This is a genomic window from Cytobacillus sp. (genome assembly GCF_032154635.1).
Taxonomy (GTDB): Bacteria; Bacillota; Bacilli; order Bacillales; family Cytobacillaceae; genus Cytobacillus.
The window spans coordinates 99,617-123,982 of sequence record NZ_JALDXW010000010.1 but is presented as its reverse complement, the minus strand read 5'-3'; the positions used below and the strand labels follow the sequence as shown (position 1 = coordinate 123,982).

Here is a 24,366-nt window from a genome sequence, read left to right as displayed (position 1 = left end):
GAGTTTTGTTTTAGCTAACCACCCCTCCCCCCCAGTTCATTACAAGGAATTGAAATATATATTATTACTTCGATGAGGAGAGCCTATCATGAATGTAAAAGAAGCTTCTATCTATGAATATCAAAATCTGTTAGATATCTTAGCAGAAATGGTAACAGAGTACCTTACTAAACAACCTAAAGGAGAAGAGTCCAATGATAAAAAATTATGAAATTGTACAGCAGAATCAAGACAATCTAGTAATCTACACTAGAAATACATCTTGGACCCAACCCGAGGGGTATCGAGTACACCGAAACATCCAAATTTTAAAAGACAAATGCGAGCAAGCAGGATATCAAATTAGCAGAGTTTACTCAGAATCAAGCTCGGAATCTCCATACAAAGTAAGACCAGTATTAAAGCAATTGTTGAAAGATGCTGCTAGCGGCTTGTTTGGAGTGGTAGTTGTATGGGATGTATTCACATTATCTCCTGATGGAGATGAGCTTCAACAAATAGAAAGAGAGCTTGCTGAATATGATGTAGAGCTTTGTTCAGCAACAGAGTATTTTGATACTTCTACAGAAGAAGGAGTGAAAGTGTTTGAGTATATGTGCAAACTTCTAAATACTAAACATTTATCCTTATCAGCTATGCAAGGAATTCCATTGTCACAGGTAGCTCGTTGGTTAATAGAAGACGACAATATGAAAGGAGGTGAGAACGATGCCAAACCATGCGCGACAGCTAAACGACCAGCTTGACCAACTCAGCCGCATTGGAACACAGAAAAGAGCAGCTATCTATGCCCGAGTCTCCACGTTGGAACAGGCAGAAGAAGGATACAGTATTGACGAACAGGTACGAGTTCTGAGAGAAATGTGCGAGCGAGAAGGTTACGTTGTTCATAAGGAATACGTGGACAGAGGTAAAAGTGGAAAAAATATTAAAGGTAGACCTGCTTTACAACAACTACTCCATGATGCCAATAGTAAAGACTTTGAATTAGTACTTGTTTGGAAGGTGAATCGCTTTTCTCGAAAGACGAAAGATTTGCTTAATATTGTTGAAGAACTTGAAGGGAAAAATATTGTTTTTCGCTCATATACTGAAAACTATGAAACAGCAACTCCTGCTGGAAAAATGCAGTTTCGTATGTTAGCAGTCATTGCTGAATTTGAACGAGACAATATCGCACAAAATGTAAAAATGGGGATGTTGGCACGAGCAAAGGAAGGTTCCTGGAATGGGGGTCAGGTGCTTGGTTATGATGTCGTAAGCGTCCCAGGAGAAAACCGTAAGAGAAAGCTTTCTACCCTTGTGATTAATCCAACAGAAGCTCAAACGGTTCGAAAGGTATTTGACCTTTACGTTGAGGGGAATGGCTACAAATCCATCGCAAACAAACTCAACAATGAAGGACACCGGACAAAAAAGAACAAAGACTTCTCCATTAACGGGGTAAAAACGATTCTAAGCAATCCCCTTTATGCAGGATTTATTCGCTACAATGTCCGGAGAGATTGGAATGAGAAGAGAAGAAACAATATTAATCCTCACCCTGTAATTGAAAAGGGACAGCACGAAGCTATCATTTCAGAAGAAACATGGGAAAAAGCAAAAAATATCATGGCGAGTAGAAGCGGCAAGCCTAATCGAATACATGACGGCGAGTTCCCTCTCACTGGTATCATGAAGTGTCCTGCATGTGGGGCAGGAATGGTGGTTGGAAGGACAACGAATACACTCAAAGACGGAACAAAAAAGGTTCTGGAGTATTATGTATGTGGCGCTTGGAAGAATAAAGGTTCAGCAGTTTGTCGCTCGAATGGAGTAAGAACGGATTATGCAGACCCTTATGTACTTGAAAAGCTATCAAACATAGCCACAAGTGACGTACTTATAGAGCAAATTGTTGAACGGATTAATAATAAAAAAGAACGAGATTCTTCTCCGCTTCAACACGAATATGATACCTTGAAAAAGGCACTAGAGTCCAATCAACAAAAGAAAGAGAAGGTCCTTGGTTTGTACGAAGATGATTTGATTCAAAAAGCAGACCTTGTGCAGCGGCTATCCACTTTGAATGAAGAAAAGGAAAGACTTGAAGAAAGACTATCTCCAATTGAATTGCAAATGGGGGAAGGTGGCACACAACTTATAAACTTTTCAATGGTCAAACAGGTCATGCAGAACTTCAAAAGTGCCTATCACGAGTCATTGACCAGAGAGCAGAGGAAAAGGCTGATGCACCTGCTCATCTGTCAAATCACCATCAATGAGAATCGAAAAATTGATACGATACAAATACAACTCAATAAAGAAGTTGCAAAACACTTCACCTTTAAAGGGGGAGAGGATTCATCTATTACGGATGAGTTCTCTCCCCCTTTTTCTATTTTAATTAACCTATAAAAAGGAGCAAATTACCTATGAGCGTTATTAATGTATTCAGGAATTACATGGAGGAGCATCACCCACATTTAGCTTGGAAGGACTGGAAAGCGGATGTTAGAACTCTTTCAGTAGATGACATAAGCAACGAAGAGGTTAAGGCTACTATTCCAGATGAAAACAAACCAGAACTAACATGTTGGGTATTCTTCTACGATGGCGGTGCATCGAATGTTGTGTACTTATTACAGGATAAGCATGGTTTGAAGGATATCGGAATTGGTTTGCTGAAAGATGGTGAACTTGTTAAGCCTATTAGCTTTGTATGAAGAAATGGCAGTCGGAAAGGTAGAACAATCAATACGTTTACAAGTCAGAGAGGTTTGCTCTATAAGAGTTTTCGTCTCTTTTTACGTGTTTGATTTTCCGTTAAAGGAGGTGAGTTCATGACACCAATTGACCTATTCAAAGCAGGCGTGGCGTTTGGCGTATCTATTTACGTATATGTGAAGAAGAACACTAATCTGAAAAAATAAAGGGGGAATAATAATGCAATACTTTTTAATGGGAACAGTCGTTGGAATCGTAGCTTGTTTAGTATCAGAGCTTACACAGAGTCCTTCAAGGAGTTATCGTTAATGAAAATGATTTATTGCTTAAAGGACCTTAATAACCTTGCAGGTGATTTACCAAATGAAATGGTAAACTACTTACGCAGTGAGTTTTCCAGTCTATTCGAATATCTAAGTAATGGAGAAGAGATTCAAGAATTTAAGTTACCAACGTATCAAGCCATGGTGGTTATTGAAAATGAAAAGGAGCTCGATATGTTATTCAAAAAAACATCAGAAATAGAGTTGGAGTTTATTGATGGAATACATTTAGAAAACATCTATATTAAGAGAATTGGAATACAGAATTTTCAAGATATCCAACTCCATTATGCATTGAACTTGTAAATTCAAGAGCCTTCGTTTAAAGAAGATTGTGATAAAATAGTAAATATGAATCACAAAACTACTTTGAACGAGGTTATTGTATGGAAACTAACTTTAAGGTTTTACAAGATATTTTCGTTAATTGTACTGGAAACTATTCAATTAATGGTTTGTCAGCATTTCTACTTTCAGATGAAGAGGAACCTTTTAAATTATATAAGTTGAATATGTCCACCCATGAAGATTTAAGGACAATCATTTGTAGGAATCTAGAAAATGCTATTGATGCTCAATTGTTCGAATATCACAATAATACATCACCAGATGGTAATGAAAGTGTTTCGTGTTTGAAGAAAGGTGAAGTACCGAACTTTCTAGATATTGAGCAACTCATCATAGAAGATAACTCCACTGGACTTACTAAGAAGGTTTTCGAAGAGTCTTCAAGCTCTATGAAGGGATACGTTATTGATGTGATTGTAACAAATAATAACACAGCAAAAGAATTCCATGTTCAAATATTCTCGACACTTTCAAAATCTAACTTCTATAAGCCGAAAAAAAGCTTATATAGTTTTGGAAATGAAGATGGTGACCTGCTTCAAAAAGTAGAAGTATCACACCTAGAGTTAAATGAAAAATGTTGTGCATTTAGTATTGATGATGAGATTTTTGTAACGCATGGCTTTTTCTTTGAACGCTTATTTAAGTACGAAGAACATATAAACATGCACTCCGAGGCTATCTTAGGAAGTATTAATGGGAGCGGCTTAATAGATAACTTTCTTGTTTTAGAGTCTCATTGTAACAGGAATAAGAACTTTAAGAAGAAGCTCTTTACGATAAGTTCTGCGAGTAAGTTTGAGAATGTTACTTTTGAGACTTTTAAGAAGGTCAAGGAAGCAATACATGAAGGTCTATTTTTTAGTTTGGATTCAGAAAAGGGAACAATTAGCATCGATGAAGAAAATAGTTATAAGTCAGTGGACCAAATAATAAGGATTATTAATGATGAGGCAGCAGAAACATTAGTAAGTGAGACAAGGATATTTGCTAACCAAAGAATAAACATAGGCTAACTTATGAGGAGAGAGGATAATATCATGGGGGATAAAGTAGAATTTATGATTAATAGAGTATTTAGGTATATGCTTTTCTTAAGTTCTTACTTGCCTCTATTTATTATCTTGTTCCTAATGAACATAAATAACCTTGTATTGTGTCTTTTTATTTGGTTGATTATGTCAATCACTCTTTTAACTTTAAAATTATTTTTAGAGAAACCATTAAAGGCAAGTCCTAATTTTCCAATTAAATTAGTCATGATAAATAGTAAGGGCAGTGAAGCTTTAAATTATATAGTAACTTATATAATTCCTTTTATTTCATTTAACTCAAATATTACTAACAGCGACGGAGACTTTAATATCCCAACGATATTTGCATTTTTAGTGCTTTTTCTAGTAATAGGATATCTTTATATGCATAATAACCTTTACCATATCAATCCGATATTAAGTTTATTCTATGATATTAATATTGCACAATGTGAAAATGGTGAAAATCTAATTGTAGTATCAGAAAAAGGAAAAGATGTCCCACTAAATTCTACCATATATACGAGGAATTTATCTCCTGGTGCTGTAATGTTTGTGGATGATTCCAAAAGCCGGATTTCATATAAAAAGGTTGTAATTTTTCTAGGAAGTTTCTTGGTATTCTTAGCTCTATGGAATGAGCAAATGAATGATTACTTATTTAAGGTTATAGAATTTATTAATACAACGATAAAAAACCTCATTTAGATACATCACGGAGAACCGTACCATAAGTAAATGAGGTTCTTCTTCGTTAATATTCTTGAACGTAATATACTTGAAATACTAAGATAGTAGAGTATTTTTCTCTACTATCTTTACTAATCAACAGCACCTGTTCGTTTTATTTCAACCTTAATAGTTGATTTTAACTTTAAACTTGAATACTTTTCCCGCAAATCTTTATCACTTAAATTGGAATATTTTCTGATGCTTTTTATTTTTCTTCCAATGCCAATTGGATCAGTATTTAATTTTCTTAACTCCTCAAGAAAATCCCCCAATTCTTTGCTTAGTTCTTCCCCAAGCAGTTGCTCCAATTTTTTTATAGATTTCTTATTGTTAAGAGTAATTGCAGGCTGTACTTCTATAGTTGAAACCGAAATGGTTGCGTTTAGCTTAACTTCATCTTCTTTAGATAATTCAATACTTCCGCGGTGCTTTATTGGGCGAATTGTAATATTAAATTTATCTCCTTTTGACTTTTCGACTAGTTGTATTCCCTTTTTTTCTAAAACCTCTAGAGGAATGTTTAATGTTATATCTCCCAAAGAAGCCCTGCGATTGGTGAATAATTTTATGAACAAGGTTTTTGTCAAAGAAATAGAACCGACCATTTTATCATCCTTTAATAATGCCACCTTTTCAATATAGGGTGCTGCACCATTCTTATTCGATATAATAGGTAAGGTAGGATCGATGCCAATTTCATATAGAGTGGAGGAAAAATCATGCAGGTTGGAGTTTATTAACAATTCCTTCCTTTCTTGCTTATCCAATAATTGATAAATATATGACCCCATCTCAGGGTATTCTTCATAGTTATTATTTTTAATGACTTCTTCAGTATTGTTTGTAATGGCCAAAAATATTAATGATCCAATGCTGCTGTCTCGTTGCATTGTATCTAAAAAAGATGAAATTCCTATCATTTCACTTATATTTTTATCAAATAGTATTGTCCTCAATTGTCCAGATGTAATGTCGTGGCTTGTTTGTTGTTCTAACCTTTGTCTTATTTGTTTGCTTGTAGTACCGACGGCAGAAATGGTTTCACTTGTTTTTTCTTCTTTACGGTCGAATTGCAACAAGCTAATAGAGCCTTTATATGTATCTTTATCAAGTAAATCATAACCAATAATAGTTGAAATCCCTTGCCTTTCTAATATTTTTTCAGGGGGCACGCATGCAGTACAGAGAAGACAACAAAATAGAATAAGCCATTTTTTCATCGTTTCAACTCCGTTAAGATTGTGAAAAAATTTTAGATTTAATGATTGAAATGAAATATAACAAGATCGGATAGATAAACCATAGGTAAAAGCCGACATGACCAACTTGATCAAAAAAAAGGTTATTGTCGACTCTTTTGGTGACAAAAAAACTCGTGATAAAAATGATTATTGAGATTACCCATATACCATGTTTTTGTTTTAAATGAAATATTTGTTTTACTCCTTTTGAAGAAATGAACAGGTATAAACATAAATTTGGAAAAATAACCAATATCCATAATGGAACGGCAATAAATTCAAACCGTTCAAGAAATGGAAAATGGACCGCGCTTATCATACTGACCACAGGCCAAATATGTATTTCTAATTCCTTTGGACTAAAAAATAATATCGAAATAACAGTTGTTATAAATACAATAAGTGTAGTAAACCAGATTGCTAATTGACTGAAAAAAAGCAGCTTTTTTTTCTCCTTTATAAATGGAAAAATAAAAAATAAAGTTTCAAAACCTAACATTGTAAAACTGGTTTTAAATACTCCCTTCATTAATTGTGTTGGGGTAGCAGACATGACGGGTAAAATTCTAGTGAAGTTTATCGATTCAAGTGGTTGATAAATAACAAATAACAGCCATATAGTCATTAAGAAGGATAAGAAACATGTCCCTGCAATTACTCTGAATCCGCCAGATACGGCATAAATGGTTACTAATAATAGCGCTAAAACACCTACCCATTCATCAACTCCCTCATATCCCCATGTCAGGGACAATTCAACATAAGCGATGATGATAGAGTAAAGTGCTGCAATAAAGTAAATAACCATAAAGGTATTGATGATACTGCCTATAAAGCGACCAAATAAATTCTCGTGTATTTCATAAAGATTACAGTTTTCATATTTAGCAAGGATGCTTATTATCATCCAAATGATAACACTAATGAATAGTCCAGAGAGTAGAACGCTGATCCAGGCATCTTGCTTAGCTTCAAGAAAAACAATTCTAGGGACGCCAAGTATGCCCATTTCGATTTGTGAAGTGTGAATGATAAAGAAAGCAATATAGGCGTTTACAAAACTAATATTTGATTTCATTATCCACCTCAAAATTCATCTAAATCGTTTTCTGTTTTTTTAAATTTCCATCCTATCCGGAATACGTTTAATGGACGATTGACAACAGGACGTTTCCTATAATAATGGTGTGGAAGCCGTATGAGAAAGTATTTTAAATCCTTTATTCTAAACGGGTATAGAGGTGCAAGATAAGGTCTATTTAAGGATGTCAACTTTAACAAGTGGACAACTAGTACACAGACACCGATCATAATCCCATTAAAACCCCAAACACCTGCTAGAATAATGAAAGGAAATCTGGCAATTCTTATAGCAGTCCCCATTTCATAAATTGGAGCTGAAAAAGCCCCCAATGCACTAAATGCCACGATAATAATTAAAATATTGCTGGTTAATCCCGCCTCAACAGTTGCCTGGCCAATAACAATCCCTCCAACAATCCCCATTGTTTGACCTACTTTTGATGGAAGACGTGCCCCTGCCTCTCTAAGTAATTCAATTAGTAACTCCATTAATATTGCTTCTAGTAAAGGGGGAAAAGGAACTTGTGAACGTGATTGCCCAATGATAATTAACAATTTAGATGGTATAAGTTCATAGTGATAGGTAAGGATTGCAACATAGAATGCTGTAAAGAGCAGTGATCCAGCCATAGCAAAAAAACGTATAAATCTTATAAAAGTACTCAAAGACCAGCGTAAATAAATATCCTCTGTTGATTCAAAAAACGAAAAAAAATTAGCAGGCCCAATAATAGCCACTGGGCTTCGATCTAAAAGGATGCCAACCCGTCCATTTAAAATAGAATAGAGAAATCGATCGGGCAGTTCTGTCATGATAAACTGAGGAAAAAACGAATAATGATTATCTTCAAGACACTGTGCCAAAACTGAACTGTCACTTATATTATCAGCCGTAATATTTTCAAGCTTCTGCTTAAGTGTTTTTAGTATGTCTTCATCCGTTAAATCTTTAATGTAAATAATTCTTAATTTCTTTTTAACAAGTTCTCCTATTTCCAATTCATCCGTACACAAATTAGAATTATTTAGATTTTGTCTGATAATTTTTATATTAGAAGACAATGATTCTGTAAACGAAATTTTAGGGCCGTATACCAAAGATTCAGTTTCTGCTTTCTCGATGGATCTTTCAACTGGATTAGCACAATTTACTAAAAGGGCTTTATTTTCTTTTAATAAGTAAATATAAACGAATCCATTTAAAAGTGAAGAAATAATTTCTTGTTCCTTAAAGTCAATCTTTACCTCGTCAATAGGGATATTCTTCATTAAATAAGAATAGTTTATATCTTTTTTTGGCAGCTGTTGAATGAATTTAATAACATATTCATTAACTGTTTCAGCCTTAATTAAATTTTTCATAAAGACGATTTCCAGACAATCTCCAGCGACCTCAATTGTCCTGCAAAGTAAATCTGGTGATTGGTTGAGGATATATTTAATTTTTTTATAATTTGGGCAGTTATTGTTATTTGGTGTGTTTGACATTTGAAAAAATCCTTAATAATTTTTACTTATTATTTGAAAAGAAAACAATTTTATTCATGGCTTTATAAAAAAACAAGTCCACAAAGTAGTTTATGGACTTGTTTTGAATTGAATTGTAAAGATAAAAGATGTAATAAACTGTGTGGAAACAGGATAAGTTGCTGCGTAATCAAAGAGGGTGATAAATCCTCATTTAGATACAACACGGTGAACCGTATCATAAGTAAATAAGGTTATTAAATTTATTAGGTAAACAGTCTAATTGTTTTATACAGTTAGGCTGTTTTTTCATGATAAAAGAAAGTTTTTAGATTGGTATTACTTCGTTTGTTGAAACAAAACCGGATATTCACACGGGTGAAGTAATAAGTGACGCACAGCGATTACGTGAAGTGGCAGAGGAAATTATCTTATGAGATAGGACTAGATGTATTTGGGATAGGTGAGCATCATTATGTATGTACCATTGAGCACGATGCCATATGACCAAGTGATAAGAGTTATTGAACTTCTGGGAATAGAGGTAGCTCCCAGAGTTCGAGAAGAAATAGACAAGTGGGAAGCTGAAACGGAAGGGAAAGTAGGAGAGAATAAATGAATTTCATAGAGATAGGTTAAAAGTAATTGACTAAGAAAAGAATCTACTAGTAAAGGTATGCAGTATTTAGATAGCCTCCTAATGGTCAAAAATCTGTAACACAAAACCTCGTCTAAGAATAGTTTGTAAAGGGAGTAAATTGGAGGAGGTTATTTTTGTGCAACCATATATTAATCAGAATGCCCTAGATGCTGAAAGAGATAGGAAGGATTTCCATAAAAAGTGTAAACAACATTTGTATCAAATTATTCAAGTTGAATTAAATGATGGCTCTATTTATCAGGGGATACTTCATAGTTATGACAGGGACAAAATGTATATCCTTATGCCAAGGATGGAGCATTCTCATATGTCCATGCATACAATGGAAGAAAGCAGCGAGAGCAGACAGTTTTTCCCTTTCTTTGGACCGTTTGGGTTATTTGGGTTCCCTTTCATTGGGGTCAGAAGATTCGGGCCATTCTTCCCATTCTTTATTTAAATATCATACAAAAAAGGCTTGTAGTGGATATGTCCCTACAGGCCTTTTCTATATAAAAGATTACATGACAATTACATGCTGGGTCTAAGAGCAGTTCATCATGTCCATATGAAAGTTTCTAAATCCCTATTTAGTACATAAAAATACTCTATAGTCCAAAGTTCCCTGATATTTTGCTATTATATTAAAATGCTGATGCATGATTTCATATAGTTCAGGTTCAATATACTCTGAGTAATGGAATTCGGGCATTGAGTGGTTTTGAAGAATAGGCGTTTTTCTTAAAAAAGTCTTTATATTTTTGAAACCGGTCTGTTTAAATAAAGCTATCCAGTCCTTTTCCATGAGGGTAGAATCTAACCCATAAAATCGTTTAATTTCCTCCTCAGCATTCGTCCCAATTCTTCTGTTAACGGTAAGCTCATTGGCAATAAACCTTCCGTCACGTTTTAATAATCGAAAAATTTCCTTAAGTGCTTTAGGCTTGTTAACAAAGGAAAGAACAGATTCGGAAATAATAAAATCATATTTATTGTCTGTTAATGGACATTTCTCTATGGAGCCCTGAATAATTTCCACTGGTAATTGGTATTTTATCATTCTGCTTTTGGCTTTTTCCACCATAATAGGGTTTATATCCATTCCTGTTACTTTTGCACCATAACGTGCCGCTAAATAAGCAGCTGTTTGGCCAGTACCACAACCTACATCTAAAACATGGGAAAGTTTGTTAATCTTTTCGTTCTTGAATATTTTCTTTGTTAGTTTAATCCCACCGGGATGTGCACCACTAATACCAAATTTAGACAAAAAATCTAAATACATTGAGATTCCAATAAGAACCACCTTCTCCATCATCTTATTTGTATAATATGATGATAAAAATAAGATGGTTCCTTCCAATTCTAGATCATTATTCAAAGAAAAACGGCTTCTTTTAAAGTTACGGTGAACCCGTACCATAAGTAACGGAGGAAAATTGGGGTGAGAGGGCCAGAGGTCTGTAAGAGCGATAATTTATAGGAAATGCTAGCCCTCTCTCAGTCCTTGTCCAATCCTAGATTATTTGGCTTTTTGTTCCGGAACGTTTCATGCTAAATTCATTCCAGATCGAGTCCTTTTCATTCAGCAATTCTTTTCCATTCCAAATTATATCGTAAATGTCACCCTCGTAAGCAATGGCTCGGCCAAATGCAAATGAAATAAAATAGTCCTTCCAGGATCCGAAGAATTGGCTGGCATCATCAGCAGCTCTCTCTATATAGTCCCATGCCTGTTCTTCGGTGATATAACCGAGTATGTAGCTCCATCTTGCAATATTTACAGCTCGGTCAAAATCCCAGGCAGCAATGGAGTCTATCTGTTCAAAATCGGACTTCGTAAAGGAAAGCTTATTCATCATCGCTTCTTGGGCTGCTTCATAGCATTCCTGCGATTTCCCAACTTCATCCTCTGTAAAAGACTGGCCAGCTTTTAATGCGATAAGAAGCTGATCATACCTCGCACGATGGCCTTCCGTAAGTAGCCATTCCAAGGTTTGTACAGCTTCCTCCGTATTACTAACGTCCCAGGATGAAGAAAGGCCTTCCTTCAAAGTATCATAATCTACCTTCACCGGCAGTATCCGTGGCGACTCAGAGCGGTAAAGAGAGAGGTTGGCACCGTAGGCAAGCAAATGCTGTTTCTCCTTCGGCAAAGTGTTAGCCATCTCCATTTCTACTCGCGATTTTTTATTCTTTTTCTCAATACGTTTGCTCGCTGTAATCAAACCTGCGATTAGTAAAATTACAATGGCAGCAATAATTCCCACAATCATTAGAAAAGTCTTCAAACCATCACGTCCCTCTCCATGGTATTCTTTGGCACAGTTAAAAAGGCCATGTTGTTTAGTGTTAACTTTTTCTTACATTTCGTATGTTATTGTAACACAATAAGTGGTAGATTCAACTAATATTTTACATAATAGGGACAAATTCGGAATATCGCTATACACCTATGACCTTATAAATACAAAAGAAATAATAAAGTGCCAGCCCCCATTTTATTTGTAGGCTGGCACTGTTAGTTTTAGTTTGACATTTGTTGCAAGAAGTTATTTTTATCACTAAATGGTAACTGAATAATAAAACGAGTTCCCTTTTCCAAAATACTCTTTACTTCAATTTTCCCATTGTGAGAGACGACATATTGTTTGGCAATGGCAAGACCTAAGCCTGTTCCTCCAGTGTATCTTGTGCGTGCTTCATCGGTACGATAGAAACGGTTAAATAAATGCGGCAGATGTTCAGGCTCAATGCCTATTCCTGTATCCTCGACGATAATTTTTAAAAAATCGTTATTTTCTTTAATTAGGCGAAAATAAATGGTTCCTTGAAAGGGTGTATAGCGTATGGCATTGGTTAATAAATTAAGAAAAACTTGTTTAATGCGATTCGGATCAACCAATACCGCTGTATCATTTGTTTGTACATCTAGATGAATGGAAATACTTTTATCTTCGGCAATTGGCTTCAATGCCAATATAAGTTGGTTAGCAATGTCCATCATATCGATAGGGATTTTATTTAATGTTAATTTCCCTGCTTCGGCTAATGACAAGATTCTTAAGTCTTCTACTAATTGATTCAAGCGGAGAAGTTCATCTTGTAACGGCAACAATGACTCAGGTTTGATCATTTTCCCCTGGTGCTGTAAATAATCTAATTTTCCACTTATGATGGTCAACGGTGTTCTAAGTTCGTGAGCAACATCGGCGGTGAGATTCTTGCGAACGATTTCCGCTTGCTCTAACTCCTTTGACATACGATTAAAGGCTTCGGTAATTTTTCCGTATTCATCTGTCGTATTGGCAGGGACTTGGATACCAAGTTCACCTTTCCCTAATCGGTCAATCATCGGCAGCAGGTTTCGAAGTGGAGCAGCTAGCCACTTTGATAAACGATAGGCAATGATAAGGGAGATGATAATCAGTACAGACCCGCTTAAAAGGAGCAGAAAAACGACTGATATCGGAATCCCAATCATGATTTTCTTGAAATTTGCCACCTCGGGGTCATAATAAAAAAATTGGCCAACTTTCATTTTGTCTACGCTTATTTCACTATTTATGCCTAAGTATTGGATTAATTTCCTAGGTGAGTTTCCTACTTTTAAAACTTGATGATCGTTGTCCATCACGACTATTTCTGGATGATCCTGATGAATATTTTGCAGTACATTTAATTGTTCCAAATCATTCCAAGAATGATGGTTCTCCATATAATAAGTAGTTAGTACTTTGTTGAGTTCAGTGATTTCCTGTCCTCTTGTTTCCTTTATGCCAGCTTCGATAGAGCTCTTCACGGTAAGATGAGTAAGGAAAATAAAGACAATGCTGATTCCCACTATTGAAATAACTAATGATAAAAAGATCTTTCGGTGTAAACTCATGATTAATCACCGAATCGATAGCCAAACCCATATACAGTTTGAATGTATTTTGGATTAGAAGGATCATCCTCTATTTTTTTTCTTAACCGGCTGATATGAGCATCAACCGTTCGTTCCAAATTTAATAGATCATCTTCTAATGCGGTTTTTAACAGCTGTAGCCGGCTATAAACAATCCCTGGTTTTTCTGCTAGGGTTAGCAAAAGTTTAAATTCCGTTGGTGTCATCGTAATTTCATTGCCATTCTTCCAAACACGATACTGTGAAACAGAGATGGAAAGATTTCCACGCTCTAAATTTTCTTCGGTTGATTGAACGTCTCCCATTCGACGCAATACGGACCGAATACGAGCTAATAATTCCCTTAATGAAAAAGGCTTAGTGATATAATCATCTGCCCCTACCTCAAGACCAACAATCTTGTCCATTTCATCTGATTTTGCCGTTACCATAATAATCCCCACTCTACTCACCTTTCGAATCTCGCGGCAAACATCAAGTCCACTCATATTGGGCATCATCCAATCGAGTACGACTAACGCTGGATTCACTCTTTTTATTTTATCGAGAGCTTCTATTCCTGATTGAGCCGTAACGATTTCATATCCCTCATTTTTCAGAAAAGAACGCATAATTTCAAGCACTTTTGCTTCGTCGTCTACTAATAAGATGGTTGTAGCCATCATTATTCCTCCCTTTCCTATCTATTTTCCACATTATACTCTAAGCTTCATTAGCTTTTGTCAATTTCATTGAAACTGTAAAGGATTGCAACAAGTTCACAACATTCCTTTGGTAAATTTAAAAAGATCTGAGATCAATCAGTGGATTCATACGTGTGAAATCAGGAGGTCATGTCTTATGGCATATAGATTGAATCAAAAGAAAAAAAGCGTATTAGTAGCCATTCATGTATTATCTGTTGCTTCATGGATTGGTGGAACACTGGGGATGCTGCTGTTATGTGCTTACCTACAAAACGCTGCCAATGGAGAGCAGCTTTTCTATACTCTGATAAGTATGGAAATCATAGATGAAAACCTGCTTAAATATCCTGCTTTATTGACACTAATAACAGGTATTATGTTGTCAGTATGGACGCAATGGGGCCTCGTTAAGCATTATTGGGTCATGGTCAAACTCGTGTTAACCATTTTGACAATTATGATTGGAATTTTATTTTTAAACAAATGGACAGTATTCTTAGTTGAAACAGTAGAGGATTTAGGCTTTGTAGCTCTACAACACACACCATTTCAATCTACTTGGTTATCGATTATTATCACGTCTAGCTTCAATCTATTATGTTTAGCTTTTATGACCTTTATTACGTACATGAAACCTTTTGGCAAGGTGCAAAGAAAAAATAGAAAAAGTAAGCAAGCTGCCTGACACAAAAAAGAAGGGAAAGGTAAGGATTCATATGACAAATTTAGAGGTATTCAAAAACAATATTGGATTAATTCTAGGTTTAGGTGCAATAGCGCTTATTAGACCAATTATGAAAATAACAGGAATCATGGATATAATCGGGCAACAGTTTGGAAGTATTCTAATGACAGTTATCATTTCGTTGGTCTGGATTTTCATTGTTGTGAAGAAAAAGAGTCCATATGTAATTCGCATATTGGTTTTTGCTGGAATCAGCTATGCTGTATTTGCGATTATCCTCAGTGGGATCTTATCACCGATCCTCCATGGTGAGCTACAAGGGCCATTAACCAATCCATTTGCCATTATAAGCGTCTTAGTTACCAATATTATTTGGGGATTACTATCAGGATTCATTGCTTGGGCTTTAAAGAAATTGACAGTTTAGTTAAAAACATTTGGTCTCTAACAGATCCATATTCAATAGTGTTGACAAAATGTCAACACTATTTGTATATTGGTAAAAGATTGAACTAGTTAGGAAGGAAAATGAGTATGGAACAAAAAAACAATGAAATAGGCCAGCTGCTGAAGAACTTGCTGAAGGAGCGGTCTTTATCCATGAGGAAATTAAGCCAGATGACGGGAATCGATACAGCAATTATCTCAAAAATTATTAATGGGAAACGCAAAGCGACCCCTGAGCATTTGGAGCGGTTTGCGGACAATCTTGGAGTTTCTATTTCCCGATTGTATGAGGCAGCGGGGTATTTGGTTGATCGAAAGCCGACGGAGCTGAATGAGTCGATTGCCCAAATTCAAGTTATCCTTGAATCTACTCAATTAGTAGATAAAGAGTTTCGGATGGAGGATGTGAAGCAGGAATTAGATAAATACGAACAGCTTTCGCAAACCGAGGAAGGGGAAGAAACCATAAGGAACAAGTTTGAGGGGAAGGTAGAAAAAGTCGGAAGCATCGGCCCTTTTATTCATTATTTAAAGGACATGTACGAAAAATTTTCCCTTAAAAGGGGGACAAAGTGGGAGCTTGCCTTAATGGGCGGTGCCCTCCTCTACTTTATCGCGGCTGTTGACTGTATTCCAGATTATATCTTTCCAGTCGGTTATATAGACGATGCACTGGTCATCAATTGGGTCATGAATGGACTGGCACTGAAAAAATAAATGTCAACGGCTGCAAATAAAAAGGATTGGAGAAAAAAATGAGCAGACAAAAACGCTATAAAAGAAAAAGCAGTGTTCTTAAAGTTGCTGCAGCATTGCTGGTAGTGTGTGTGGCTGCGATCGGATATTTTGTCTATCAATACCAAGCGGGTGTGAGTATGGCAGAATCAGTGGAGCATCAGGAATATGAATTCAATGGGGAGAAAAGTCTCGATGACAAAGTCAATGTCCTGTTGCTGGGAGTTGATGCCCAGTCGGATGAAGGGAAATCCCGAACGGACTCCATTATGGTCGCACAATATGATCCGAAGGCAGGGTCGGCTAAGATCATCTCTATCATGCGGGATATTTACACAGAAATCCCCGGATATAAGAACTACAAAATCAATACGGCCTTCTATCTAGGCGGACCGGAATTGCTGCGTGAAACCTTAAAAAACGATTTTGACTTGGATATTGAATACTACGCACTGATCGATTTTACAGGCTTTGAAAAAATGGTGGATGCTCTTGCTCCGGAGGGCATTGAAATCGATGTTGAGAAAAAGATGTCTGCCAACATCGGGGTTTCTCTGGAGCCTGGATTGCAAAGGCTTAATGGGAAGGAATTATTGGGGTATTCCCGCTTCAGGAAGGATGCAGAGGCAGATTTTGGGCGGGTAAGGCGCCAACAGCAGGTCATTAATGCATTAAAGGACGAGCTATTGAGTGCAAATGGTGTGGTAAAGCTACCAAAACTGATTGGAACTGCCCAGCCATATATTCAGACGAATCTTCAAACCGCGGACCTTCTCACCATTATGACGAGTGTTGCTATGCACCTGCCTGAAAAGATCGAAACACTGACCGTTCCCGTCCAGAATTCTTATACAGATGTAAGGTATGAGGGGGTAGGACTGGCGCTGGATATTGATTTTGAGAAAAATAAAGAGGCGATTCAATCCTTTTTGGAAGGGGATTCCGCGAATCAGGAACCAGGTCCCCTATCAGTGAGTGAAGAAAATGGCTAACGGCTGATCTTGTTAGGAGAACTTTAATATGGGTTATACATTTTTGAAACGGCTGGATAAATCAGTTTTGTTCATTATTTGTACATTTAGCATCCTGAGCATCCTTTCTATTTACAGCAGCCAGGGGACCGGCCAATACGGAGACCAGAATTTTGCGCTTAAGCAGGGTGTTAGCTATATGATCGGGTTCATCCTGCTGATTGCTGTTGCCTATCTCGATACAGACCAGATTGAAAGAATTGCCTGGCCCTTCTTTCTTGTTTGTTTTGCGTCCATCGTTCTTTTGCCGCTTATGCCTCCTGCGGTGGCACCGTCTATTTTAGGAGCGAAAAGGTGGTATAGTCTCCCATTGCTTGGCTCTATACAGCCATCTGAGTTTTTTAAAATCGCCTTGCTTCTGTTAATTTCCAGGTTAGCTCATCAGCATAATTTAGTATATCAAGAGCGGACGGTTTGGACTGATCTGCTATTAATTGGCAAAGTCTTATTAGCAGCGGGAATTCCATCCTTATTTGTCTATCAGCAGCCTGATACTGGGATGGTCGTTCTATATTTGGCTGGCGGCGCCACCGTTCTCTTCATGTCTGGCATCCAAAAGAAAATTCTTGCTGCAGCGGCCATTATTCCAGCAGCAGGCGCAGCCATTCTTTTGTATATCTACTTTCAGTATCCATCCGTCCTCTATGATCAACTGGTTCCATTATTAAAACCCCATCAGCAGGAGCGGATCTTAGGCTGGCTTTCTCCTAATGAATATGCAGATCATGCTTACCAGACAAATAAAGCCATACTGGCGGTTGGCAGCGGGGAATTAAAGGGAAATGGATTTGGCCACGGAACTGTCTATATTCCTGAAAAGCATACGGATTTCATCTTTGCCACCATAGCGGAAGAAGGCGGTTTTATTGCATCTGCTTTTGTCCTTAGTTTATTCTTCCTCCTGTTGTACCGAATGGCTATGATCGGCGATAACGCAGAATCTCCCTTTGGCTTATACATTTGCTCCGGGGCAATGGCTATGTTTGCCTTACAAATCTTTCAAAACATCGGAATGACAATCGGGGTCATGCCAGTCAAGGGGATATCTCTGCCTTTATTATCTTATGGGGGAAGCTCATTGCTCTCCAATATGATATTCATGGGGATCATATTATCGATACGAAAGCCGTACCGAAAATATATGTTTGAAACCAAATGAAAAATAAACAAAACAAAAAGGCGGCAAGCCTTTAGCGAAGTTGGCTGCCCTTTTGTTTTGCTTGGGAAAAGAAAGTAAGGGAAAAACAAAAATGATCATTTGCTTTATGAATAGTTGAATGTGCCTTTGCGTTTTTGAGTACTCTAATAGTCTCCTTTGATTACAAAAAACGAGCCCCGAATGGTTCCAGCCAATTTAGATTTCTGCCTAGCAAACTTAAACTTTCCTTCTAACTCCTTTGGTACTTCCATCCCCTCAGAAAGCTTAAATCCAACAGCCCGCTTCTTAGGGTTATCAACTGTATACATGACGTTGACCCCAAGGCCATCCTCAAAAAAGACGAAGGCCCATTTGATATTTTCCACTTGAAAACGTGATGTTTCTAAAGGTTCGGCCGCAAACTCAATATCTCGTTCTTCCTTCAAAATTTGGTTCACATAGTCAAGAGTCTCCTGGCTTTCGCTAGCTGGTTCAACTGTAAATTCATGCTTATATTTATTCATAAAGTAACGGGCTTCATTCGCACGTAATCCAGCCAGTGCGTCTGCTACAGGTGAAGACTCTAAGCCAACAGTAGACACTTTTTTAAAATCAACGGTATAGGACATTACTACGCTCCTTTTATTTTTTATTTCCTAACAACAGGAATCCACATTTCACCATATAATAAGCCGTTTTGCTGCCCCATCTCAACAGCTGCATTGGGCCCTCCAACATAAGCGACATTTTTTGCTTCTGGCAAAACTTGACCGAAGGCCATGCCAGTAAGTATATGACTCAACTCCTCAGATGTCTTAGCTTCCCCTTTAACAACGAGGTATTCCCCTTTAGGGAATTGAATCACTCTTGATGCTTCTGGCAGTGACTCTTCTGTCATGACGCCAGCATAATGCATCATCTTGTTATTCACCGCTTCGTTCACGACAAAGATGTAATCATTTTTGGCGATGGATTTTAATTTTTCAAGCCTTCCGTCCTCTTTAACTGCCTGCCAAAATTCTGCCTTTTCCTTATTAATGCCTGCATAGTCTGTATAATCGCTCTTAAGTTCAGTCCCAATGCCTAATACAGTAAAGCTTTCTTTTTCTTCTAGGATATAATTTGTCATAATCAAAACCTTCCTTTTTTTAAAAATTGATCAAATGATTTGTCTTTTCACTTGATGAGTTTATAATAGCCTTAAATCATGTCAAAAAATGATACTGTTTAGGAGGCGCCAATGAAAAAAGTTGAACGGATTAATGTAATGATGCGGTATATCAACAACCGCGCCCACTTTACAATTTCTGAAATCATGCGGGAATTTAACATTTCTCGTTCGACAGCGATTAGAGATATTAGAGAAATTGAAGCCATGGGGATGCCGCTAGTCGCTGAAGTTGGAAGGGATGGGGGTTATTTTGTCATGAATAACTCTGTCCTTCCTACCGTTCGTTTTACTGATAATGAGATCAAAGCTCTTTTTATTGCATTTATGGCTACTAGAAATCTACAACTCCCTTATCTAAAGAGCCGTCAGTCTTTAGCTGAAAAATTACTTGGCCTCATCTCAGAAGCCCAGCAGGAAGATATTGTTTTATTAAATCAAATTTTGCTATTTGAAGGGACCAATCCTAATAATCCCGACCTGCTTGATCTTTCAGACCTCCCTCATCCGATGTTGGAAAAACTGATTCAAACGCTCCTGTTAGATAGCTATCTATTAATTACAATCACTGAAGAGAAAGCAATAAAAACTTATTCCATTTTTCTTCTTCACCTTTACCGCGAAAAAAGTCTTTGGCTAATTGAAGGCTTCGACTTAAAGGCTGAAAAGCGGAGAATTTTCACTGTTGATAATCTTATCGATGTTCAACTATATCCGACGAAAAAAAGAATAAGTAAAAAGAAGATTTTAGAAAAATTAAGTAAGCAGGAGGAAGTAATAAACCTTATCCTTGAACTTGGCCCAAGGGCGATTGCCCAGTTTAAAAAATACCATCCTTTAAAAGTTTCAATTTCCTATACGAATCCATACCAAACTACAGCTATTCTAAAGACTTTTATTAATGTGAATCATTCAGAAGAGCTGACCGAAATAACTAATTGGCTGCTTTTCCTCGGTGAAGATATTAAGGTTAGGGAAATGCCGGAAGAAATCTTAGAAGTTTTACAGGGGAGATTACTCCTATACTGCCCATAAGTAGTGCCAGTTAAAACCTCTAAAAATTTGAGTTTGACGAGCTGCCGGTCCTTTAGGGATCATGCCTTTAAATTATCAGATTATTCTAAAATAATGATATAATATGACTCAGCGTCTATTTATTTCTCTATATCAAGAGTAAGAGAAGTGAAATCTATCTTACGGATATAACCAAATAAATAGATAGAAAGTTAGATATGATTGTTCAAATTCTTACATATTTGAAGAATAAGGAGGGATTGCTTTGGATTTAAATGATGTAATATTCGGACATAGATCCATTCGAGACTATGAAGATCGTGAAGTAAGTCAAGAACTGCTAGAGCAAATAATAGATGCAGGCATTCGAGCCTCGTCAAGCGGCAATATGCAGTCTTATTCGATTATTGTCACAAAAGACAAGGAGCTTAAGCGAAAGTTGTACACCGCACATATGGAACAATCGATGGTTGTAGATGCACCGATCCTATTAACCTTCTGTGCTGATTTTAATAGAATGAGAAAATGGCTTATGCTTAATGACGCACCTGTCCATTTTGATAATTACATGAGCTTTATGATAGGGGCGATTGATGCGTCTCTGGCAGCGCAGAACTGTGCTTTAGCAGCAGAGAATGCCGGGCTAGGCATCTGTTATATGGGTTCGACGCTTGCTAATTGTGATCAAATCGGTAAACTGCTAAACTTGCCGCCAAATGTCGTACCAGTTGTAGGTTATTCATTAGGCTATCCTGCGGAAAATCCTGCCCCGCGTGATCGGTTGCCAAGACATGGGATTGTTCACTATGACCAGTATCATGATTATTCAGAAGAGGAAATTTTAGAAATCTATAAAGATAGAAATGAAAAGGGATGGAAACGCTATATGGACATTCCAAGGCTAAAGGAAATGACAGAACGACTCGGATTAAAGAATCTGGCTCAAGTTTATACCATAGCCAAATATACGAAGGAATCTCACATTGAATTTTCACAGACGGTTCTGAATTACTTGGAGAAGCAAAACTTTATGAACAATGATGATTGATTATTAAGTAAAACAATTCAGAGAATCTTAATCTAGGAGATTTTCCTTTTATGTTGCTGTTAAAAAGATGAGATTTATCTAAATCAGATAAATCTTATCTTTTTATTTTGGTTTCATATAGAGAGGAGGAAGCTACGCAGTAACAAAGCAGGGGCTATTAATGAAATTCATGCTTTTTATTGAGACTATTAGCTAGAACTTTAAAGTATTCTTTTACAAACACACTGAATTGCTGTGCGGTCTCCGACAGATATCTTCTTTTTGACCAGGCTATTCCAATAGTCCTCAGGCAATTTGGCTCTGTAATATGCAGGCTATGCGGAAAACGGTCTTGTTGATGAAGCAATGTAATTTCTGGAATAAAAGCAACGCCTAATCCTTGTTTCACCAAATCCCCTATAACGGTTGAATCATCGCCTTCAAAGGCAATATGAGGTTCGAAGCCAGCTTCATGGCAAAACTGGTCTGTTAAATTCGGAAACCCGTAGCCGGTATGCATGTTGATGAAAGATTCATTTTTTGCTTCCGCCAATTTGATTGTGTCCCGGCTGGAAAAAGGGTGGCTAGGGGGGACGATCAGGTAAACTTCTTCGGTTATTAGAGGCTCCCATATGATATCCGGACCCTCAATGCGAACAGAGGAAATACAATAGTCTATGTTTCCCTCAATCAGTTGCACCTGCATGGAGGAAGTAGACTGAAGGAATTGTTGAAATTTTACATTCGGGTACTTGGATAGGAATGCCTTTTTAGTTGAACCCATTCGAATGGTGCTCTTGCCCTCTTAAGAGGAATTCCTGATGCAAATTTAACGATCCATCTCCATGTTCCTGCCTGGGTAAAAAGATAATTGCGGATTCAATTGGTTTTCTTTTGCCGTTCGTGCACTGGGAGTAAGTCTAAAAACCGCTGTATGACTTCCCAGGGAAGAGCGATATTTGTCAACATGGGCTTGAGAAAGGCTTTTATCGTAATAGCCGGGTACGTACTTATCTAGCATGGCTTGCATGGCTGCGGTCGCTTCTGTTAAATCACTTACCATTTCTAGTTCCCCGAACAGCATCACACTCATATAAGCAGTATCTGTCTTGGCAGGTATAGGACTTACCATCGTTCCGTAATCTTCAGACACTGTGAAACAACACTTAGGATTGGCATGAATCAAATTGATTTTTCTTCCTTGTGAAGCTCCATGGAAATACAAAGCTTCATTCATCCAGATAAAATTTAAAGGAACAACATAAGGATGCTCCCCGTCTGTTAACCCAAGGTAACCTGTCCGTGCACGGCTTAAAAACTGATCAATACGCTTATCATCTGTACATATTAATTTTTCCTGGCGGATCTTATGCATTTTTCATCCCAGCTTTCTTTATAAATGATAAAATCATTGTAAGAAATTTCTGTACATAGAAAAAGTGCCAGAATTAAATAGTTTAATAGGGACAGATGGAGGGCTAACTGTGGAAATTACCCCGTTTTTACAAAGGGAGCTGCCAGAACCGTTATACAGCCAGTTGTATCATTGGATTAAGAAGGAAATTGAAGAAGGCAGGCTCTTGCCTGGAATGAAGATGCCGTCTATTCGTCAGCTAACAGCACATTTAGAGGTTAGCCGGAATACGGTTGAGTCAGCATATCAGCAGCTGCAATCAGAGGGATACCTTGAAAGTGTCCCTAAAAGTGGCATATGGGTAGCTGAGATCGAAAAGCCTTTACTGCATCCGATCGAGCTGAAACATCCGGTTATGCCGGAATGTAAGCCTTCAAGTGATGTCCGTGTGGATTTTGAATATGGAAATGTCGATCTTGACAAATTTCCCTTGAAGCAGTGGAAGAAATGTCTCTCAGACGCAGTTGGTCAAGAAAACAATTGGTTATTTGAGTATAGTGAAAAACAAGGTGAGTCTGCATTGAAGCGGGAGATTTCAAACTACTTACTTCAATCAAGAGGTGTACGCTCTACACCAGAACAGATCCTTATAACCGCAGGAACACAAACTTCTATGGCGTTGATCTGCCGTCTCCTAGCATTGCGAGAACAGACAGTGGCCATAGAGGAACCAGGTTATATTGGAGTTCGATCGGTCATTGAAGACGAGGGGTGCTATATTGATCCTGTGCCACTTGAAAAGGACGGATTATCAGTAGAGCACGTTGAAAGGAGCAGGGCAAAGGCCGTATATGTAACACCTTCTCACCAATTTCCTTTTGGTATGATTCTGTCGATTTCGAAAAGAATGCGGTTGCTAAAATGGGCTTATCAAACAGGGGGATACATTATTGAGGATGATTATGACGGTGAGTTTCGATACCAGGGACAGCCAATACCTTCGCTGAAATCCCTAGATGAAGAGGAAAAGGTCATTTATTTAGGTACATTCTCTAAATCATTTCTTCCTTCGGTCCGGTTAAGTTATATTATATTTCCACCATCTCTAATGGATCAATATTCACGAAATTTCGCGGTTTATAACCAATCTGTCTCTCCTATCATTCAGAGGGCTATGGCCCTGTTCATGCAATCCGGAGAATTCGAAAGGCATATTCGAAGAATGCGGAAAATGTATCAAAGAAAACACCAGACTCTGCTAAAGAGTATTGAACAACATATGGGCACTAAAGTAAAAATTATTGGAGAAAAGTCAGGCTTGCATATCTTATTGCAGCTAAAAGGCATATCCACTATAGAGCTGATTGAAAAAGGGCTGCAAAAAGGGGTCAAAGCTTACTCCCCGATCCGTTTTTGGCTGAATCCACCTCCTGAAGGCAATTCCTATATCATGTTAGGGTTTGGAGGATTATCAATAGATGAAATTGAAAAAGGGGTAAGATTACTCGCTAGCTGCCTCCCAGAAACGGGAGATTGAAGCTATAAATCAAATGATCGTAGAAAAAGCTATATTATATATGCTAAGGTGAACCCGTCT

Annotated in this window: 27 protein-coding genes and 2 pseudogenes; 18 read left to right on the top strand and 11 right to left on the bottom strand. The window is 37.3% G+C overall.

The window, feature by feature from the left end:
* Positions 1–88 precede the first annotated feature (88 nt).
* The 7 genes from RUH74_RS09565 (at position 89) to RUH74_RS09535 (ending at position 5,119) form a co-directional block, all read left to right on the top strand.
* Positions 89–211: a hypothetical protein gene (locus tag RUH74_RS09565; protein ID WP_313800070.1), complete on the top strand. Its 123-nt coding sequence runs from the start codon at positions 89–91 to the stop codon at positions 209–211.
* Complete coding sequence (locus RUH74_RS09560; protein ID WP_313800069.1) at positions 195–746, top strand: recombinase family protein; 552 nt, start codon at positions 195–197, stop codon at positions 744–746. Before RUH74_RS09565 ends, RUH74_RS09560 begins: the two co-directional genes overlap by 17 nt.
* Positions 709–2,397, top strand: coding sequence for a recombinase family protein (locus RUH74_RS09555; RefSeq protein ID WP_313800068.1), 1,689 nt, complete (start codon positions 709–711; stop codon positions 2,395–2,397). The genes RUH74_RS09560 and RUH74_RS09555 overlap by 38 nt, the downstream gene beginning before the upstream one ends.
* A 17-nt stretch (positions 2,398–2,414) precedes the next feature.
* Positions 2,415–2,705, top strand: a complete 291-nt coding sequence (locus RUH74_RS09550) for a hypothetical protein (protein ID WP_313800067.1) — start codon at positions 2,415–2,417, stop codon at positions 2,703–2,705.
* Between the two features lie 309 nt (positions 2,706–3,014).
* On the top strand, positions 3,015–3,335 hold the full coding sequence (locus tag RUH74_RS09545) for a hypothetical protein (protein WP_313800066.1): 321 nt from the start codon (positions 3,015–3,017) through the stop codon (positions 3,333–3,335).
* A gap of 80 nt (positions 3,336–3,415) precedes the next feature.
* Positions 3,416–4,393 (top strand): Kiwa anti-phage protein KwaB-like domain-containing protein, encoded by a 978-nt coding sequence (locus tag RUH74_RS09540; protein ID WP_313800065.1) that lies wholly within the window; start codon positions 3,416–3,418, stop codon positions 4,391–4,393.
* Positions 4,394–4,417: 24 nt separating this feature from the next.
* On the top strand, positions 4,418–5,119 hold the full coding sequence (locus tag RUH74_RS09535; RefSeq protein ID WP_313800064.1) for a hypothetical protein: 702 nt from the start codon (positions 4,418–4,420) through the stop codon (positions 5,117–5,119).
* 113 nt (positions 5,120–5,232) lie between these two features.
* Here RUH74_RS09535 and RUH74_RS09530 read toward each other — a convergent pair whose 3' ends face one another.
* From RUH74_RS09530 to RUH74_RS09520, 3 genes are read right to left on the bottom strand one after another with little or no spacing between them, the layout of a single operon-like run.
* Positions 5,233–6,363 carry a Ger(x)C family spore germination protein gene (locus RUH74_RS09530; protein ID WP_313800063.1) on the bottom strand — a complete coding sequence of 377 codons (1,131 nt, stop codon included), beginning with the start codon at positions 6,361–6,363 and terminating at the stop codon, positions 5,233–5,235.
* A gap of 13 nt (positions 6,364–6,376) precedes the next feature.
* The gene (locus RUH74_RS09525) at positions 6,377–7,462 is read right to left on the bottom strand and encodes a GerAB/ArcD/ProY family transporter (protein WP_066390214.1); all 1,086 of its coding nucleotides are present in this window, start codon (positions 7,460–7,462) and stop codon (positions 6,377–6,379) included.
* Positions 7,463–7,470: 8 nt separating this feature from the next.
* A complete protein-coding gene (locus RUH74_RS09520; RefSeq protein ID WP_066390213.1) occupies positions 7,471–8,955 on the bottom strand; it encodes a spore germination protein in 1,485 nt (494 codons plus the stop codon).
* 311 nt (positions 8,956–9,266) lie between these two features.
* Between RUH74_RS09520 and RUH74_RS09515 the strand changes: the two are divergent.
* The 3 genes and pseudogenes from RUH74_RS09515 to RUH74_RS09505 form a co-directional block, all read left to right on the top strand.
* A pseudogene (locus RUH74_RS09515) lies at positions 9,267–9,408 on the top strand (LLM class flavin-dependent oxidoreductase); the annotation flags it as partial.
* Between the two features lies 1 nt (position 9,409).
* Positions 9,410–9,553 carry a hypothetical protein gene (locus tag RUH74_RS09510; protein ID WP_313800062.1) on the top strand — a complete coding sequence of 48 codons (144 nt, stop codon included), beginning with the start codon at positions 9,410–9,412 and terminating at the stop codon, positions 9,551–9,553.
* 157 nt (positions 9,554–9,710) lie between these two features.
* On the top strand, positions 9,711–10,034 hold the full coding sequence (locus tag RUH74_RS09505; RefSeq protein WP_313800061.1) for a hypothetical protein: 324 nt from the start codon (positions 9,711–9,713) through the stop codon (positions 10,032–10,034).
* A 126-nt stretch (positions 10,035–10,160) separates the two neighbouring features.
* Here RUH74_RS09505 and RUH74_RS09500 read toward each other — a convergent pair whose 3' ends face one another.
* From RUH74_RS09500 to RUH74_RS09485, 4 genes are all read right to left on the bottom strand, one after another.
* Positions 10,161–10,955 carry a class I SAM-dependent methyltransferase gene (locus RUH74_RS09500; protein WP_313800060.1) on the bottom strand — a complete coding sequence of 265 codons (795 nt, stop codon included), beginning with the start codon at positions 10,953–10,955 and terminating at the stop codon, positions 10,161–10,163.
* Positions 10,956–11,091: 136 nt separating this feature from the next.
* Positions 11,092–11,865, bottom strand: a complete 774-nt coding sequence (locus RUH74_RS09495; protein ID WP_313800059.1) for a DUF1266 domain-containing protein — start codon at positions 11,863–11,865, stop codon at positions 11,092–11,094.
* Between the two features lie 236 nt (positions 11,866–12,101).
* Positions 12,102–13,463, bottom strand: a complete 1,362-nt coding sequence (locus tag RUH74_RS09490) for a sensor histidine kinase (protein ID WP_313800058.1) — start codon at positions 13,461–13,463, stop codon at positions 12,102–12,104.
* A 2-nt stretch (positions 13,464–13,465) separates the two neighbouring features.
* Positions 13,466–14,146 (bottom strand): response regulator, encoded by a 681-nt coding sequence (locus tag RUH74_RS09485; protein ID WP_313800057.1) that lies wholly within the window; start codon positions 14,144–14,146, stop codon positions 13,466–13,468.
* 178 nt (positions 14,147–14,324) lie between these two features.
* Here RUH74_RS09485 and RUH74_RS09480 point away from each other — a divergent pair, with 178 nt between their 5' ends.
* The 5 genes from RUH74_RS09480 to RUH74_RS09460 all read left to right on the top strand — a co-directional run bounded on the left by RUH74_RS09480 (position 14,325) and on the right by RUH74_RS09460 (position 18,227).
* Positions 14,325–14,855: a hypothetical protein gene (locus tag RUH74_RS09480; RefSeq protein ID WP_313800056.1), complete on the top strand. Its 531-nt coding sequence runs from the start codon at positions 14,325–14,327 to the stop codon at positions 14,853–14,855.
* Positions 14,856–14,886: 31 nt separating this feature from the next.
* Positions 14,887–15,282, top strand: coding sequence for a hypothetical protein (locus tag RUH74_RS09475; RefSeq protein WP_313800055.1), 396 nt, complete (start codon positions 14,887–14,889; stop codon positions 15,280–15,282).
* 101 nt (positions 15,283–15,383) lie between these two features.
* Positions 15,384–16,019, top strand: coding sequence for a helix-turn-helix domain-containing protein (locus tag RUH74_RS09470; protein ID WP_313800054.1), 636 nt, complete (start codon positions 15,384–15,386; stop codon positions 16,017–16,019).
* A 38-nt stretch (positions 16,020–16,057) separates the two neighbouring features.
* Positions 16,058–17,029, top strand: coding sequence for an LCP family protein (locus RUH74_RS09465; protein ID WP_313800053.1), 972 nt, complete (start codon positions 16,058–16,060; stop codon positions 17,027–17,029).
* A 28-nt stretch (positions 17,030–17,057) separates the two neighbouring features.
* On the top strand, positions 17,058–18,227 hold the full coding sequence (locus RUH74_RS09460; protein WP_313800051.1) for an FtsW/RodA/SpoVE family cell cycle protein: 1,170 nt from the start codon (positions 17,058–17,060) through the stop codon (positions 18,225–18,227).
* 143 nt (positions 18,228–18,370) lie between these two features.
* On the opposite strand, the gene RUH74_RS09455 is transcribed toward RUH74_RS09460, so the two are convergent.
* Positions 18,371–18,835, bottom strand: coding sequence for a phage tail protein (locus RUH74_RS09455; protein ID WP_313800050.1), 465 nt, complete (start codon positions 18,833–18,835; stop codon positions 18,371–18,373).
* Between the two features lie 20 nt (positions 18,836–18,855).
* The gene (locus RUH74_RS09450; protein ID WP_313800049.1) at positions 18,856–19,335 is read right to left on the bottom strand and encodes a GyrI-like domain-containing protein; all 480 of its coding nucleotides are present in this window, start codon (positions 19,333–19,335) and stop codon (positions 18,856–18,858) included.
* A 111-nt stretch (positions 19,336–19,446) separates the two neighbouring features.
* On the opposite strand from RUH74_RS09450, the gene RUH74_RS09445 reads away from it, so the two are divergent.
* On the top strand, positions 19,447–20,409 hold the full coding sequence (locus tag RUH74_RS09445; RefSeq protein ID WP_313800048.1) for a helix-turn-helix transcriptional regulator: 963 nt from the start codon (positions 19,447–19,449) through the stop codon (positions 20,407–20,409).
* Positions 20,410–20,653: 244 nt separating this feature from the next.
* Entirely contained in the window at positions 20,654–21,436 is a 783-nt protein-coding gene (locus tag RUH74_RS09440; RefSeq protein ID WP_313800046.1) for a nitroreductase family protein, read from the top strand.
* Positions 21,437–21,593: 157 nt separating this feature from the next.
* Here the strand turns inward: RUH74_RS09440 and RUH74_RS09435 are convergent.
* Both RUH74_RS09435 and RUH74_RS09430 read right to left on the bottom strand, forming a co-directional pair.
* Positions 21,594–22,181 (bottom strand): annotated as a pseudogene (locus RUH74_RS09435) (LysR substrate-binding domain-containing protein); the annotation flags it as partial.
* 63 nt (positions 22,182–22,244) lie between these two features.
* The gene (locus RUH74_RS09430; protein ID WP_313800045.1) at positions 22,245–22,790 is read right to left on the bottom strand and encodes a pyridoxamine 5'-phosphate oxidase family protein; all 546 of its coding nucleotides are present in this window, start codon (positions 22,788–22,790) and stop codon (positions 22,245–22,247) included.
* A gap of 109 nt (positions 22,791–22,899) precedes the next feature.
* On the opposite strand from RUH74_RS09430, the gene pdxR reads away from it, so the two are divergent.
* The gene (gene pdxR / locus RUH74_RS09425; protein WP_313800044.1) at positions 22,900–24,306 is read left to right on the top strand and encodes a MocR-like pyridoxine biosynthesis transcription factor PdxR; all 1,407 of its coding nucleotides are present in this window, start codon (positions 22,900–22,902) and stop codon (positions 24,304–24,306) included.
* The last annotated feature ends 60 nt before the right edge of the window (positions 24,307–24,366 follow it).